Raw genomic sequence first — 14,291 nt, 5'->3', positions numbered from 1 at the left:
CCCTTTGCATCACTCGCCGGTCAACACGATCCGCCCGTCGACCTTCCCTTCCCGCAGCGCCGAGAACACGCTGTTGATGTTCTCGAGCCTGTCGCGATGGATATGCGCGCGCACGAGCCCCTCGGCCGCGAAATCGAGCGACTCCTGCAAATCGCGCCGCGTGCCGACGATCGAGCCGCGCACCGTGATCCCGTTGAGCACCGTAGAGAAGATCGGCAGCGGAAAATCGCCCGGCGGCAATCCGTTCAGCGAGATCGTCCCACCGCGCCGCACCATCCCGAGCGCCTGCGCGAACGCGCCGCGCGACACGGCCGTCACGAGCACGCCGTGCACGCCGCCGATCTCCTTCTGGATCACCGCGGCGGGATCGTCCTTCGACGCGTCGACGACGAACGCCGCGCCCAGCTTGCGCGCGAGCTCGAGTTTCTCCGGCGCGACGTCGACCGCGACGACGTGCAGCCCCATCGCCTTCGCATACTGCACCGCGACGTGCCCGAGCCCGCCGACTCCCGAGATCGCGATCCACTGGCCGGGGCGCGTGTCGGTCACGCGAATGCCCTTGTAGACGGTCACGCCCGCGCAGAGGATCGGCGCGATCTCGTCGAACGCGACGTTGCTCGGCAGATGGCCGACGTAGTTCGGATCGGCGAGCACGTATTCCGCGTAGCTGCCGTTCACTGAATAGCCGGTGTTCTGCTGCTCGTGGCACAGCGTCTCCCAACCGGTCTGGCAATACTCGCAATGGCCGCACGCGGTGCAGAGCCAGGGCACGCCGACGCGATCGCCTTCCTTCACGTGCTTGACGCCCTCTCCAACCGCCGCGACGAAGCCGACGCCCTCGTGCCCCGGAATGAACGGCAGCGTCGGCTTGACGGGCCAGTCGCCGTCGGCCGCATGCAGATCGGTGTGGCACACGCCCGATGCCTTGATGTTCACGAGAATCTGGCCCGGTGCCGGCGTCGGCACCGGGACTTCCTCGATGCGAAGCGGTTCGCCGAATGCGTGCACCACCGCGGCTTTCATGTATTGCGCCATCTGTCGCTCCTGGTTGGTTCGATGCCCGATCGAGTATCGATCACGCACGGCGCCGGTCATTGACGTGCGTCAACCGCGCTCGGCGCGTCGCGCGGTTCCGTTGACGATTCGCTTGCGTTGCGCGGCGCCGCGGCATGTCGGGTGCGCGCGGCGCATGAGTCGGTGCGTGAGTCGGTGCGTGAGTCGGTGCGTGGGTCGGTGCGTGAGTCGGTGCATGAGTCGGCGCGTGGGTCGGTGCATGAGTCGGTGCGTGAATCGGCGCGTGAATCGGCGCGTGGGTCGGCGCATGAGTCGGCGCGTGGGTCGCCGCACAAGTCGGCTCGCGAATCGGCGCACCAATCGGCTCGCGGTTCCGCACACGATTCGCCGCTTGCGCGGCCGTTCGCCGCGGATGCGATCGATTCGCCGCACGCGCGGGTATCGAAACCGTTCGGCCGTGCGTCGCCGACGAGCGCGAGCGCGCGGCAGCACGATGCCGAGCGTGCGATCCGGCGACGATCACACCGGATACGCGCCGAGTTCGACGGCTGCGAAGCCGGCCTTGCCGAGTCGCGCGACGTCACGCCGTGAGCATTTCCGCACTCGCATCGCGCGCGTCGCCAACTCGACGATATCCGCCGTGATCTCGCCCCGCCGCGCGATCCGATACGCTTGCAGCAGCTCGCCGAGCGTGCGCTCGACCGATTCGCGCGCGGCGATCATCGCGCGCGTGCGCGCCTATCGTCGAGACGCACGCGCGCGGCATCGCCGCGTCCGGCTCCGCGCGACTCGTTCGCGTCCCCACTCAAAGCGCGCTCGCCGCCAACTCGACGATATCCGCCGTGATCTCGTCCTGCCGTGCGATCCGATACGCCTGCAGCAGCTCGCCGAGCGTACGCTCGACCGATTCGCGCGCGGCGATCATCGCGCGCGTGCGCGCCTCGTTCTCCGCCGCGAACGCGAGCATCGCCGCTTCGCACAGCTCGACGAACACGTACGCCTGCGCGAGCTCCGCGAGCAGCGCCGCGGGCGGCAGATGCACGAGCGGCGGCTGCGCGCGCGGCGCGCTGTCGAAGCGCGCGTAGTCGAACGGCAGCAGGCGGCGCTCGATCACGTCGAGCCGCTGCGCGGCGCCCGGCATCGCGTGGACGATCGACACCGGCTGCGCGCCGCGCTCGGCGAGATGCGCGTAGAGCGCATCGGTGATCCGGTTCGCGAGGTGCACGACGTCGTCCGCGTGCGACGCCATCGGCATGCTCCAGACGAGCGGCACGCCGCCCGCCTCGGCGAGCATCGCGCCGCGCGTGCCGACCATCATGTATTCGCGCGACGCGGCCCCGTCGGGCCGCGTCGCATATTCGATCATCTGCGCGTTGTATGCGCCGACGAATCCCTGCTCGCTGCACATCACGATCACGAGCCGCGCGTTCGGCGCGGCCCGGCGGGCGGGCGCGGCGTCACGCGAGGGCGCGCCGGCCGACAGCGCGTCGCCGATCGCCGCGCCGACCGTCGCCGCCGACGCGCGGATTCCCGGCAAGCGCTGCTGCGCCTCGTGCGCGCGCGCGGCGGCGACGCCCCGCATCGCGCCGATCACCGTCTGCAGTTGGCGTGCGGTGTCGGTGCGCGCTTCGATCGCGGCAAGCTTGTCGCTCATCGCTTGCGCTCCGCGTCGGCTTCGGCGTCGCGCGGCGGCGCAGGTTCGGCGCGCGCCGCGTCGGCAGGCGCATCGCGGCCGCTCCCCAGTTCGCCGTCGTCGCCGCGGAGCCCGCCGCCCATGTCGCCCGCCGCGTCTTCCGAACGCATATGCCCCGCCGCGAGATGCGCGGCGTCAGCCGCGATCCGTTCGAGCAGCTCGCCGACCGATTCCACGAGCGTCGCGAGCGCCGCGTCGTCCGCGAGCCAGTCGCGCGGCGGCGCGCCCGCCGGCGTCAGCGCCGCGATCCGCGCGTCGAGCCACGACGGCAGCCGCTCGCGCAACGGCGCGATGCGATCCGGCGGCATCGTGTCGAGCGCGCCTGCCGCGAGCGCCTTCAGCAGCACCACTTCGTCGAGCGTGCGCAGCGCGCGAAAGCGCGGCTGCGTGATCGACGCGCGAATCCGCTCGCCGCGCGTGATCTGCGCGCGCAGCCGCGCGTCGGTAAGCCCGCCGAAGCGCGTGAACGCCTCCAGCTCGAGGAATTGCGCGTAGTCGAGCCGCAGGCGGCCCGACGCGCCGCGCAGCGCCGGATGCTGCGCCTTGCCGCCGACGCGGCTCACGCTCAGCCCGACGTCGACGGCCGGCCGCTGGTTCGCCGCGAACAGCGCCGAATCGAGCACGATCTGCCCGTCGGTGATCGAAATCAGGTTGGTCGGAATATACGCGGCGAGGTTGCCCGCGTCGGTCTCCGCGATCGGCAGCGCGGACAGCGACCCGCCGCCGAGCTTCGCCGACAGCTTCGCCGCGCGTTCGAGCAGGCGCGCGTGCACGTAGAAGATGTCGCCCGGGTACGCCTCGCGGCCGGGCGGCTCGCGCGTGAGGAGCGCGAGCTCGCGGTGCGTCGCCGCGTGCTTCGTCAGATCGTCGACGACGACGAGCGCGTGCTGCCCCCGGTCGCGGAAATACTCGGCGATCGAAAAGCCCGCGAACGGCGCGATCCATTGCAGCCCCGGCGCGGACGCGGCCGGCGCGACGACGAAGATGCAGCGCTCGGGCGCGCCGTAGCGGCGCACCGCGTCGATCACGCGCTGCACCGCGCTCGCGCGCTGGCCGATCGCCACGTACACGCAGATCACGTCCGAGTGCCGCTGGTTGACGATCGCGTCGATCGCGAGCGAAGTCTTGCCGGTCGCGCGATCGCCGATGATCAGCTCGCGCTGGCCGCGCCCGATCGTGAAGAGCGCGTCGACGATCAGCACGCCGGTGTCGAGCGGCTCGCTCACGAGATCGCGCTCGATGATCGCGGGCGCGGCGCGTTCGATCGGCAGCGTGCCGGCCGCGCCGAGCGGCGCGCCGTCGTCGAGCGGGCGGCCGAGCGGATCGACGACGCGCCCGAGCAGCTGCGGCCCGACCGGCACTTCGAGCACCGCGCCCGTGCGCGCGACGGCCGCCTGCGCCTCGACGCTCGCATCCGGATCGAGCAGCACGACGCTGATCAGATCCTCGTCGAGCGTGTGCGCGAAACCCGTGACGCCGCCGTCGAAGCGCAGCACTTCGTTGAGCATCGCGTCCTCGAGGCCGGACACGAACGCGATCCCGTCCGCGACGCGCTCGACCCGCCCGACCGCCTGCGCGACGGGCGCGAGCGACACGCGCGCGAGCGCGTCGCGGCGGCGCGCGAGCCAGCCCGCCTCGGTTGCGTCAATGGTTTGCGTCATCGTCGTTCAGCAACGCCGCCTCGATGGTCGCGAGATCCTGGCGCAGGCTGTTGCGCACGTTCGCGTATTTCGATTCGAGCTCGAGCCCCGCGATCAGCGCGGGATCGACGCGCACGTCGGCCTCGAGCGGCCGCCCGACGCTCGCCGCGAACGCCGCGCGGCACGCGGCCGCCTCCTGCGAGGTCAGCGCGCGCGGCGCGACGAGCCGCACTTGCGCGTCGTTCGCGGCGAGCGACGCGCGCACGTCGGCCGGCAGTCGCGCGAGCGACGCCGCCACGCCGTCGACGAAGCCCGCGACGCGCGCGCTGTCGGGCAGCCGCGCGAGCAGCTTCGCGGCGATGTCGACGGCGAGGCGCGTCGCGCGCGCGTCGAGCTCCTTCGCGCGCTGCGCGGCGTCGGCTTGCGCCTGCGTGCGCGCCGCTTCACGCAGCGCCAGCGCGTCGGCGCGCGCGGCCTCGATCAGGCGCTCGCGCTCGGCGCCCGCCTGCGCGAGCGCGTCCTTCAACGCGTCGTCGCGCGCCGCGGCGAGCGACGCGCGCTCGGCGCGCGCCCGTTCGTGCTCGGCGCGCGCGGCGTCGCGCTCGTGCGCCGCGTCGTCGATCAGCTTGCGCGCGGCGGCCTGGCGCTTCGCGATGATGTCGCTGACGGGCCGAAACAGGAAGCGCGACAGCAGCCACACGAGCACGACGACGTTGACCGCCTGCAGCGCGAGCGTGGACCAGTCGATTCGCATCGCCGTCTCCCCGTCACTTGACGAACGGATTCGCGAACAGCAGCAGCAGCGCGACGACGAGGCAGTAGATCGCCATCGTCTCGATCATCGCGAGCCCGACGAACAGCGTGCGCGACACGGTGCCGGACGCATCCGGCTGCCGCGCGATCGCGTCCATCGCCGCGCCGACCGCGCGCCCTTCCGCGAGCGCGGGACCGATCGCGCCGAACGACACCGCGAGCGCGGCCGCCGCGATGCTGACCACTTCGATGAGATTGTTCATGAGTTCTCCTGCCCGCGCCGCGGCGCGGAAGTTTCTTCACCGGACACGGCCGCGCCGATGAACACCATCGACAGCACCATGAAGATGTACGCCTGCACGGTGCCCGTCAGCAGATCGAGCGCCATCAGCGGAATCGGCACGAACAGACCGGCGAGCGACAGCACGATGCCGATCACGAACACGCCGCTCATCACGTTGCCGAACAGGCGCACGATCAGCGAGAACGTGCGCGTCAGCTGCTCGACGACGTTCAGCGGAATCATCACCCAGGTCGGCTCGGCGAACGTCGCGAGATAGCCGCGCAGGCCGCGCACGCGCACGCCGTAATAGAGCGTCGCGGCGAGCACGACGAGCGCGAGCGCGGCGTCGGTCTCCAGATGCGCGGTCGGCGGCTCGACGCCCGGCACGAGCGACGCGCTGTTCGCGCAGAACACGAGCGCGAAGATCGTGCCGATCAACGCGCGGTAGCGCGCGGGCGGCGTCTGCATCGTGTCGGCGATCTGCGCGTCGATCGTCGCGACGAACAGCTCGAGCACGCTTTGCAGCCGCGACGGCGCGTCGACGCTCAGCCGCCTGCGCGCGACGAGCGCGAGCACGACGAGCAGCGCCATGATCGCCCACGTCGCGAGCACGGGCTCCGAGATGCCGACGGGGCCGATCGAGAACACCGGCACGGTCGACAGCGGCGACGCGTTCATCGTCACGCTCCCGTCAGCGCGTGCGCGCGGCGCACCGCGATCGAGCGCGCGGCGAGGAAGCCCGCCGAGCCCGCGACGAGCATGCCTGCGCCCGCGCGCGCGAGCACGACGAGCACCGCGACCGCGAGCGCGATCCGCAGAAGCTGCAGCGCGAGCGCCGCGCCCGCGCGGCCCGCGACGAACAAGCGGCTGTTCCAGCCGAGCGATACGAAGTGGCACGCGCCCGCCGCGAGCCCCGCTGCAAGCCCGATCGCGACGGCGACGCCGTCGAACGACGCGCGCGCGGCTTCCCACATTTCAATCATCGCGATCTCCTTCTTGTTGAGTTTTCATCCAGCGCCATGCGAGCCAGAAACCGAGCGCCGCGCCGAACATCAAGAGCGGCGCGGAAAAAAACACGCGCGACGCGAACGCGCGGTCGAGCCAGCGGCCGAGCGCGAGCGCGGCGAGCGTCGGCGCGAGGATCGTCCAGCCGAGCACGCCGATCTGCGCGAGGCGCCGGCCGAGCGACGGCTCCGGATCGCGCGCGCCGCGCGCCGCGCGCTTCGCGGCCGTGCGCGCCGCCTGTTCGACGCGGTCGGCGGCGGGCGTTCGCGCCGTGCCGGCGGGCGGCGGCGCGTCGCGCTTCGACACGTCCCGCGCGGCGGGCGGCCCGGCGCGCTTCGCATCGTCTCCCGCCGCGGACGCCGCCGCGGGCTTCGCGCCGGCACGGGCATCCGCTCCCGCGTCGCGCTTCGCATCGGCCGGGCGAGGCTTCGTCATTCGAGCGTCTCCGGCTTGAGCGGCGCGTGCATGCCGTCCTTCGCATGCTCGGGCCGCAGATACGTGAGGAGCCGCCGCATCGCCTGCGCGTGCAGCCGCGTCTCGTCGACCCGCGCGCGGCGCTTCTCGTCGAGCTGCGCCGCGCGCACGCCGCGCACGATCGCGTCGAGCTCGGCGAGCGACTCGCCGAGCACCGCCTCGCGGCACGCGATCTCGATCCGCGAGCCGCGCGTCACGCGCAGCACGCCGCCGTCGATCGCCGCGTAATGCGTGACGTCATGCGTCGCGCTGCTGCGCGTGTCGGCGGCGGTGCGCCAGCGCACGACCGACGCGCGCAGCAGCGTGACGAAGTCGACGTGGCCCGCGCGGATGCCGAACGAGCCGCTCGCGTCCTCGGCGCGCAGCGACACGATCGGCAAATCGTCGACGCACACGCGCGCCGGCGTCGCGATCGCGAGGCGCAGCTCAGCGGGCATGTGGCGCTCCTTGCGGCGCGTCGGGGCCGGGTGCGGGCGCGCGCGTCTCGGCGGCCTCGCGATCGCTCGCGGCGGCGTTCGTTGTCGCGGCCTTCGCCGCATTCGCGCCGCTCGCGCCCGCTTTCTCGCCGCGAGAAGCCGAGGCGCCGCCGTTCTCGCTGTTCTCGCTGTTCTCGCTGTTCTCGCTGTTCTCGCTGTTCTCGCTGTTCTCGCTGTTCTCGCCGTTCTCGCCGTTCTCGCCGTTCGCGCCGTTCGCGCCGTTCGCGGCGCTCGCGCCATTCGTCTCCGTCGAACGCGTTGTGTTCGTCGAACCCGCCAATTCATTCAAACCGATCGCGCCCTGCACGCCGTCCGCGCCATCTGCGCCGTCCGTGCCCTTCACGCCATCTGCGCCCTTCGTGCCGCCCGCGCGATGCGCGCCCGCCGCGCCGCTCCCGCCATCGCGCCGCGCGTCCGCGTCGCGCGCGGCCTCTTCCTTGCGCCGCGCGTCGTCGAGCGTGCCGACCATGTACAGCGAGCTCTCGCGCCAATCGTCGCAATCGCCGCGCAGGATCGCGCGGCAGCCGGCGATCGTGTCGGCGATCTCGACCGACGCGCCCGCCTGCCCCGTGAACGCCTCGGTCACCGCGAACGGCTGCGTCAGGAAGCGCTGGAGCCGGCGCGCGCGGCCGACGATGCGCCGATCGTCCGCGCCGAGCTCGTCGATGCCGAGAAGCGCGATCACGTCCTGCAGCTCGCGGTAGTGCTCGATCACGCGGCGCACCTCGATCGCCACCTCGACGTGCCCGTCGCCGACGACGAGCGGATCGAGCAGGATCGACGACGACGCGACCGGATCGATCGCCGGATACATCCCTTCGGCCGCCATCGCGCGCGACAGCACGACCATGCTGTCGACGTGCGCGGCGATCGCGGTGACGGCGGGGTCGGTGAAATCGTCGGCGGGCACGTACACGGCCTCGATCGCCGTCACGGCCGCCCCCTCGACCGACGCGATCCGCTCCTGCAGCGCCGCGACCTCGCTCGCGAGCGTCGGCTGATAGCCGACCCGCGACGGCAACCGCCCGAGCAGGCCCGACACCTCGGCGCCCGCCTGCACGAAGCGAAACACGTTGTCCATCAGGAGCAGCACGTTCTGCGCGCGCTCGTCGCGAAAATGCTCGGCGATCGCGAGCGCGGTGAGCGGCACGCGCCAGCGCGCGCCGGGCGGCTCGTTCATCTGCCCGTAGACGAGCACCGTGCGGCCGAGCACGCCGGAGCCGCGCATGTCGAGCAGCATCTCGTGGCCTTCGCGCGAACGCTCGCCGATGCCCGCGAACACGGAGATCCCGCGATAGCGTTCGACCATCGCATGAATCAGCTCCATCACGAGCACCGTCTTGCCGACGCCCGCGCCGCCGAACATCGCCGCCTTGCCGCCCTGCGCGAGCGGCGCGAGCAGGTCGATCACCTTGATGCCGGTCGCGAACAGCGCGGTCGCGCTCTTCTGCTCGGACAGCGGCGGCGCGCCGCGATGGATCGGCCGCCGCGCGACGCCCGCCGCGAGCGGCGCGCCGTCGTCGCCGGGCTCGCCCGTCACGGTCAGCAGACGGCCGAGCACCGCGTCGCCCACCGGCACGCGAATCGGCCCGCCCGTGGCGCGCGCGGCGGCGCCGCGCCTGAGCCCGCCCGTCGGGCCGAGCGCGAGCGCGCGCACCGCGGTGCCGCTCAGGTGCGCATGCACCTCGGCGAGAATCGGCGCGGCGCCGTCGACCGGAATGACGAGCGCGTCGTTCAGCGCGGGCAGCACGCCGCCGTCGAACGCGACGTCGACGACCGCGCCGCGCACCGCGACGACGCGCCCGTCGCGCGCCGCTTGCGCCGCAGTCTCGCCATTCGTCGCATGCAGTTCCGCCACGCTCGCTCCCGCCTGAGTGGTTCGTCGATGGCTTCACCATAACGACGGGCGGCGCCCGCCGGCTGATCTCGGTCAAGAAACGGGAAATCGCCAGATGAAACGATCCATCGCGCGAAGCGAAACGATCCGTGCGAAAACGCGCGGCGGCGACGCGATTGCCGCGGCGTCCGTCATTGATGCAAATCAGATTCCACAGACCTATGCGTGGCTACAGTGGCCGTGTCAGTGATCGTCGACGCATGCGGTCGAAGCGAGCGGCGGGCGGCAACGCCCGCGGCGCGGCTTCGCGCGCGGCCGCCGCATCGGCCGCCGTACTTCGTCATGCCGTCGCCCGCGCAGCGCCAGCCGAAGGAAGCCCGATGGATACACGCCACACCCCCGAACCCGGCGCGCCCGCCGCGCCGCCGCCCGCCCATCCGCCCGCGTCGTACGCGCCGGAAAGCCCGTATCGCATCTTCGATCTCGCGAAGGAGGCGTCGCTCGCGAAGCTGACGTCGGGCCTGTCGCCCGCGTCGCTGCAGCTCGCGTTGTCGGACTGGCTGATTCACCTCGCGGCCGCGCCCGGCAAGCGCGCGGAGCTCGCGACGCTCGCGACGAAGCACGCCGTGCAGCTCGCCGAATACCTGTTCGAAGCGGCGACCGGGCACGCGCCCAACGCGCCCGCGCAACCGTCGCCGGGCGACCGGCGCTTCCGCGCGAGCGCATGGCAACTCGAGCCGTTCCGCTTCTGGAATCAGACGTTCCTGCTCGCCGAGCAATGGTGGCGCGCGGCGACCCGCGACGTGCCCGGCGTGTCGCCGCATCACGAGGACGTCGTCGCGTTCACCGCGCGGCAGATGCTCGACATGCTCGCTCCGGCGAACTACGTCGCGACGAATCCGGAAGTCCTGCAGCGCACCGTGCTGTCGTGCGGCGCGAATCTCGCGCAAGGCGCGTGGAATTATCTGGACGACGTCCGCCGCCTTCTGACGAAGCAACCGCCCGCGGGCGTCGAGCGCTTCCAGGTCGGCAAGGATCTCGCGACGGCGCCCGGGCGCGTCGTGTTCCGCAATCACCTGATCGAGCTGCTGCAGTACGGGCCGACGACGCCCGACGTCTACGCGGAGCCCGTCCTGATCGTGCCCGCGTGGATCATGAAGTACTACATCCTCGATCTGTCGCCGCACAACTCGCTCATCCGCTATCTGGTCGACCAGGGGCACACGGTGTTCTGCATCTCGTGGCGCAACGTCGACGCGAGCGATCGCGACCTGAGCATCGACGACTACCGCCGGCTCGGCGTGATGGACGCGCTCGACACGATCGGCAAGATCGTGCCCGGCGCGAAGATTCACGCGACCGGCTACTGCCTCGGCGGCACGCTGCTCGCGCTCGCGGCCGCGGCGATGGCGAACGCGCGCGACGAGCGCCTCGCGTCGATCACGCTGCTCGCCGCGCAGACGGACTTCGCCGAGCCGGGCGAGCTGCAGCTCTTCATCGACGACAGCGAGATCTATTTCCTCGAGAGCATGATGTGGGAGCGGGGGTACCTCGGCGCGCACCAGATGGCGGGATCGTTCCAGCTGCTGATGTCGAACGATCTGATCTGGTCGCGCGTGGTCCACGATTATCTGCTCGGCGAGCGCACGCCGATGATCGATCTGATGGCGTGGAACGCCGATTCGACGCGCATGCCGTACCGGATGCACTCCGAATATCTGCGCCACCTGTTCCTCGACAACGATCTCGCGACCAACCGCTACGTGATCGACGCTCAAACGGTGTCGGTGCACAACATCCGCGCGCCGTTCTTCGCCGTCGGCACCGAGCACGATCACATCGCGCCGTGGCGCTCGGTCTACAAGCTCCACTACCTGACCGACAGCGACGTGACGTTCGTGCTGACGGCGGGCGGCCACAACGCGGGCATCGTCAGCGAGCCGGGCCATCCGAAGCGCCATTACCGGATGAAGCTCACGGCCGCCGACGCGCCGAACATCTCGCCCGACGAATGGCTCGCCGGCGCGACGGACTTCGAGGGCTCGTGGTGGCCCGCGTGGCACAAGTGGCTCGCCGGGCATTCGAGCACGCAGCGCGTCGCGCCGCCGCCGCTCGGCAAGCCGGGCGCACACGCGCTCGGCGACGCGCCGGGCACCTACGTGTTCCAGAAATAAGGAGCGCCGCGTGGACCGCGAAATCCTGCAGAACCGCCCGTTCGACTCGCTCGCGATCGGCGACAGCGCGTCGGTCGTGCGCATGGCGTCGCGCGACGACATCGACCTGTTCGCCGCGATGTCGGGCGACGTGAACCCCGCGCACCTCGACGCGGCGTTCGCCGCGCACGACCTGTTCGGCCACGTCGTCGTCCACGGAATGTGGACGGGCGCGCTCGTGTCCGCGGTGCTCGGCACGAAGCTGCCAGGGCCGGGCACGATCTATCTCGACCAGACGCTGGAGTTCCGGCATCCGGTCGCGCCGGGCGACACGGTCACGGCCACCGTGACCGTCAAGGAAAAGCGTCCGGAGAAGCGGATCGTGCTGCTCGACACCTGCTGCACGAACCAGGACGGCCAGGTCGTGCTGCGCGGCACCGCCACCGTGATCGCGCCCGACAAGCCGCTCACGTGGGAGCGCGTGCCGGGGCCGGAAGTCGCGGTGCGCCGCCACGACCGCTACGAGACGTTCGTGCGCGACGCGCGCGAGCAGCCGCCGCTGCGCACCGCCGTCGTGCATCCGTGCTCGCCCGACGCGATCCGCGCGGCGATCGACGCGCGCGACGAGAACCTGATCGATCCGATCCTGATCGGCCCCGAGGCGAAGATCCGCGCGGCCGCCGAGGCGGCCGGCGTGAATCTCGCGGGCGTGCGGATCGAAGCGGTCGAGCACAGCCACGCGGCCGCCGCGCGCGCGGTCGAGATGGGCGGCGCGGGCCAGGTCGCCGCGCTGATGAAGGGCAGCCTGCACACCGACGAGCTGCTCGCCGCGGTCGTCGGCCCGGCGTCGCTGCTGCGCACCGAGCGGCGCATCAGCCATGTGTATGCGATGGACGTGCCCGCGTATCCGAAGCCGCTCGTCATCACCGACGCGGCGATCAACATCGCGCCGACGCTCGAGCAAAAACGCGACATCTGCCAGAACGCGGTCGACCTGCTGCACGTGCTCGGCGTCGAGCGGCCGCGCGTCGCGGTGCTCGCGGCGGTCGAGACCGTCAACCCGAAGATGCCCTCGACGCTCGACGCGGCCGCGCTCACCGTGATGGCCGCGCGCGGACAGATCGCGGGCGCGATCGTCGACGGGCCGCTCGCGTTCGACAACGCGGTGAGCGCGATCGCCGCGCAGTCGAAGGGCATCGCGTCGCCCGTCGCGGGCGACGCCGACATCCTGCTCGTGCCCGACCTCGAGGCGGGCAACATGCTCGCGAAGCAACTGATGTATTTCGCGGGCGCCGACGGCGCGGGCCTCGTGCTCGGCGCACGGCTGCCCATCATCCTGACGAGCCGCGCGGACAGCCTGCGCGTGCGGATCGCGTCCGCCGCGCTCGCGAAGCTCGTCGCCGAGAGGACGCGCGCCGGCGCGCTCGCGTCATGAGCGAGCCGCTGCTGCTGACGTTCAACGCCGGCTCGTCGACGCTGAAGATCGGCCTCTACAGCGTCGCGAACGGCGAGCCCGCGCCGCTCGGGCGCGGCAAGATCGACTTCAACCGCACGCCGCTCCAGTTCGAATACGCGAACGGCGGCGACGCGCGCACGGTGCCGCTCGCCGCGCCCGTCACCGACGATCTGCACGAGGTGCTCGACGAGGCGCTCAACTGGATCGCCGCGCATCTGTCGCTGCACGAGCTCGTGTCGGTCGGCCATCGCGTCGTGCACGGCGGCGACGCGTTCGACGGCCCGGTGCGCATCGACGATCGCACGCTCGACGCGATCGCGGCGCTCGTGCCGCTCGCGCCGCTGCACCAGCCGCAGAGCGTGCGGCTGATTCGCGCGCTGCGCCGTCTGCGGCCGCATCTGCCGCAGGTCGCGTCGTTCGACACCGCGTTCCACCGCACCCAGTCCGATCTCGTGCGGCGCTTCGCGCTGCCGCGCGCGCTGTTCGACGAAGGGGTCAAGCGCTACGGCTTTCATGGGCTGTCGTACCGGTACGTCGCCGGACGGCTGCGCGAGCGGCACCCGGCGCTCGCGCGCGGCAAGGTCGTGGCCGCGCACCTCGGCAGCGGCGCGAGCCTCTGCGCGCTCGACGCCGGCGTGAGCCGCGACACCAGCATGGGCTTCTCGACGCTCGACGGCATTCCGATGGCCACGCGCTGCGGCGCGCTCGACGCGGGCGTCGTGCTGCATCTGCAGAAGATGCTCGGCCATTCGGTCGACGAGGTCGAGCAGATGCTGTATCACCGCTCCGGCCTGCTCGGCGTGTCCGGCGTGAGCGGCGACGCGCGCGTGCTGCTCGCCGATCCGTCGGCCGGCGCGCGCGACGCGCTCGAGCTGTTCGCATTCCGGATCGCCGGCGAGACCGCGCGGCTCGCGGCGACGCTCGGCGGCCTCGACGCACTCGTGTTCACCGCGGGCATCGGCGAGCATCAGGCCGAGACGCGCGCCGCCGTGTGCGAGCGGCTGCGCTGGCTCGGCGTCGAGCTCGATTCTCACGCGAACGCGCGCAACGCGGAGATCGTCAGCCGCGACGCGAGCCGCGTCGCGGTGCTCGTCGTGCCGACAGACGAGGAGCAGGTGATCGCAACGGATGCGGCATCGGTGTTGCATGCGTGAGCGCTCGGACCGGTCGGGCGATCCTTCGGGCCTCCCGACCGCTCGATGCGCGTCGTTCCGGGGCGGGAGGCGCGGACCGTCCGCCTGATCCGCTGCGTCGCGCACCGCACGGCTTGCGCTGAGCGTCGCGCGCCACGCGCCGGCGCCGCGGGCGGTGCCTCGGCGATCGGATGCCTCCCGGCTGTCGGGCGAGCGATCGCCCGACGCAGCTGCCACCGGCATCACCGCAGGTCGCGCCGCAGGTTGTGAATCGGCCCTCTCGCGCTAATGCAAGCGATCGCGTCCGCGCGGCCGGCGAAACCGGGCATCGGGGCGCAATCGCAAGACGCGGCCCGAAGCGAGGATGCAGAAAG

Annotated in this window: 14 protein-coding genes and 1 pseudogene; 4 read left to right on the top strand and 11 right to left on the bottom strand. The window is 71.9% G+C overall.

The features are described from left to right. Positions 1 to 9: 9 nt before the first annotated feature. From adhP to atpD, 11 genes and pseudogenes are all read right to left on the bottom strand, one after another. On the bottom strand, positions 10 to 1,035 hold the full coding sequence (gene adhP / locus WS78_RS32570; protein ID WP_059579376.1) for an alcohol dehydrogenase AdhP: 1,026 nt from the start codon (positions 1,033 to 1,035) through the stop codon (positions 10 to 12). A 498-nt stretch (positions 1,036 to 1,533) separates the two neighbouring features. After that, a complete protein-coding gene (locus tag WS78_RS32565) occupies positions 1,534 to 1,737 on the bottom strand; it encodes a hypothetical protein (RefSeq protein ID WP_038749342.1) in 204 nt (67 codons plus the stop codon). An 82-nt stretch (positions 1,738 to 1,819) separates the two neighbouring features. Beyond that, on the bottom strand, positions 1,820 to 2,668 hold the full coding sequence (locus WS78_RS36740) for a F0F1 ATP synthase subunit gamma (protein ID WP_059579379.1): 849 nt from the start codon (positions 2,666 to 2,668) through the stop codon (positions 1,820 to 1,822). Then, on the bottom strand, positions 2,665 to 4,368 hold the full coding sequence (locus WS78_RS32560) for a F0F1 ATP synthase subunit alpha (protein ID WP_156437571.1): 1,704 nt from the start codon (positions 4,366 to 4,368) through the stop codon (positions 2,665 to 2,667). Before WS78_RS32560 ends, WS78_RS36740 begins: the two co-directional genes overlap by 4 nt. Further along, the gene (locus tag WS78_RS32555) at positions 4,352 to 5,101 is read right to left on the bottom strand and encodes a F0F1 ATP synthase subunit delta (RefSeq protein WP_038749336.1); all 750 of its coding nucleotides are present in this window, start codon (positions 5,099 to 5,101) and stop codon (positions 4,352 to 4,354) included. Before WS78_RS32555 ends, WS78_RS32560 begins: the two co-directional genes overlap by 17 nt. Before the next feature lie 13 nt (positions 5,102 to 5,114). After that, positions 5,115 to 5,363: a F0F1 ATP synthase subunit C gene (locus WS78_RS32550; RefSeq protein WP_004187193.1), complete on the bottom strand. Its 249-nt coding sequence runs from the start codon at positions 5,361 to 5,363 to the stop codon at positions 5,115 to 5,117. Continuing rightward, entirely contained in the window at positions 5,360 to 6,061 is a 702-nt protein-coding gene (locus WS78_RS32545; protein WP_059579435.1) for a F0F1 ATP synthase subunit A, read from the bottom strand. Before WS78_RS32545 ends, WS78_RS32550 begins: the two co-directional genes overlap by 4 nt. Before the next feature lie 2 nt (positions 6,062 to 6,063). Then, positions 6,064 to 6,366, bottom strand: coding sequence for an N-ATPase subunit AtpR (locus WS78_RS32540; protein WP_038749334.1), 303 nt, complete (start codon positions 6,364 to 6,366; stop codon positions 6,064 to 6,066). Beyond that, on the bottom strand, positions 6,359 to 6,823 hold the full coding sequence (locus WS78_RS32535) for an AtpZ/AtpI family protein (protein ID WP_038749332.1): 465 nt from the start codon (positions 6,821 to 6,823) through the stop codon (positions 6,359 to 6,361). Before WS78_RS32535 ends, WS78_RS32540 begins: the two co-directional genes overlap by 8 nt. Next, entirely contained in the window at positions 6,820 to 7,299 is a 480-nt protein-coding gene (locus WS78_RS32530) for a F0F1 ATP synthase subunit epsilon (protein WP_059579383.1), read from the bottom strand. The genes WS78_RS32535 and WS78_RS32530 overlap by 4 nt, the downstream gene beginning before the upstream one ends. A gap of 438 nt (positions 7,300 to 7,737) precedes the next feature. Then, positions 7,738 to 9,196, bottom strand: a pseudogene (atpD, locus tag WS78_RS32525) (F0F1 ATP synthase subunit beta); the annotation flags it as partial. A gap of 94 nt (positions 9,197 to 9,290) precedes the next feature. On the opposite strand from atpD, the gene WS78_RS38075 reads away from it, so the two are divergent. From WS78_RS38075 to WS78_RS32505, 4 genes are all read left to right on the top strand, one after another. Next, on the top strand, positions 9,291 to 9,425 hold the full coding sequence (locus WS78_RS38075; RefSeq protein WP_257789115.1) for a hypothetical protein: 135 nt from the start codon (positions 9,291 to 9,293) through the stop codon (positions 9,423 to 9,425). 130 nt (positions 9,426 to 9,555) lie between these two features. Continuing rightward, on the top strand, positions 9,556 to 11,349 hold the full coding sequence (locus WS78_RS32515; protein ID WP_059579386.1) for a PHA/PHB synthase family protein: 1,794 nt from the start codon (positions 9,556 to 9,558) through the stop codon (positions 11,347 to 11,349). A gap of 10 nt (positions 11,350 to 11,359) precedes the next feature. Further along, positions 11,360 to 12,763: a bifunctional enoyl-CoA hydratase/phosphate acetyltransferase gene (locus WS78_RS32510; protein WP_038749325.1), complete on the top strand. Its 1,404-nt coding sequence runs from the start codon at positions 11,360 to 11,362 to the stop codon at positions 12,761 to 12,763. Beyond that, complete coding sequence (locus WS78_RS32505) at positions 12,760 to 13,938, top strand: acetate/propionate family kinase (RefSeq protein WP_059579391.1); 1,179 nt, start codon at positions 12,760 to 12,762, stop codon at positions 13,936 to 13,938. Before WS78_RS32510 ends, WS78_RS32505 begins: the two co-directional genes overlap by 4 nt. Positions 13,939 to 14,291: the final 353 nt, after the last annotated feature.

This window comes from Burkholderia savannae (assembly GCF_001524445.2).
In the GTDB taxonomy this organism is placed as follows: Bacteria; Pseudomonadota; Gammaproteobacteria; order Burkholderiales; family Burkholderiaceae; genus Burkholderia; species Burkholderia savannae.
The sequence above is the reverse complement of the archived record's forward strand: the minus strand, read 5'-3'. Positions and strand labels throughout refer to the sequence as shown.

Excerpts from the sequence above, each read along its gene's own strand:
- WS78_RS32565 (WP_038749342.1), bottom strand. The coding sequence starts at position 1,737 with ATGATCGCCGCGCGCGAATCGGTCGAGCGCACGCTCGGCGAGCTGCTG.
- WS78_RS32545 (WP_059579435.1), bottom strand. The coding sequence starts at position 6,061 with ATGAACGCGTCGCCGCTGTCGACCGTGCCGGTGTTCTCGATCGGCCCC.
- WS78_RS36740 (WP_059579379.1), bottom strand. The coding sequence starts at position 2,668 with ATGAGCGACAAGCTTGCCGCGATCGAAGCGCGCACCGACACCGCACGC.
- WS78_RS32515 (WP_059579386.1), top strand. The coding sequence starts at position 9,556 with ATGGATACACGCCACACCCCCGAACCCGGCGCGCCCGCCGCGCCGCCG.
- adhP (WP_059579376.1), bottom strand. The coding sequence starts at position 1,035 with ATGGCGCAATACATGAAAGCCGCGGTGGTGCACGCATTCGGCGAACCG.
- WS78_RS32540 (WP_038749334.1), bottom strand. The coding sequence starts at position 6,366 with ATGATTGAAATGTGGGAAGCCGCGCGCGCGTCGTTCGACGGCGTCGCC.
- WS78_RS32505 (WP_059579391.1), top strand. The coding sequence starts at position 12,760 with ATGAGCGAGCCGCTGCTGCTGACGTTCAACGCCGGCTCGTCGACGCTG.
- WS78_RS32555 (WP_038749336.1), bottom strand. The coding sequence starts at position 5,101 with ATGCGAATCGACTGGTCCACGCTCGCGCTGCAGGCGGTCAACGTCGTC.
- WS78_RS32535 (WP_038749332.1), bottom strand. The coding sequence starts at position 6,823 with ATGACGAAGCCTCGCCCGGCCGATGCGAAGCGCGACGCGGGAGCGGAT.
- WS78_RS32550 (WP_004187193.1), bottom strand. The coding sequence starts at position 5,363 with ATGAACAATCTCATCGAAGTGGTCAGCATCGCGGCGGCCGCGCTCGCG.
- WS78_RS32560 (WP_156437571.1), bottom strand. The coding sequence starts at position 4,368 with ATGACGCAAACCATTGACGCAACCGAGGCGGGCTGGCTCGCGCGCCGC.
- WS78_RS38075 (WP_257789115.1), top strand. The coding sequence starts at position 9,291 with ATGAAACGATCCATCGCGCGAAGCGAAACGATCCGTGCGAAAACGCGC.
- WS78_RS32530 (WP_059579383.1), bottom strand. The coding sequence starts at position 7,299 with ATGCCCGCTGAGCTGCGCCTCGCGATCGCGACGCCGGCGCGCGTGTGC.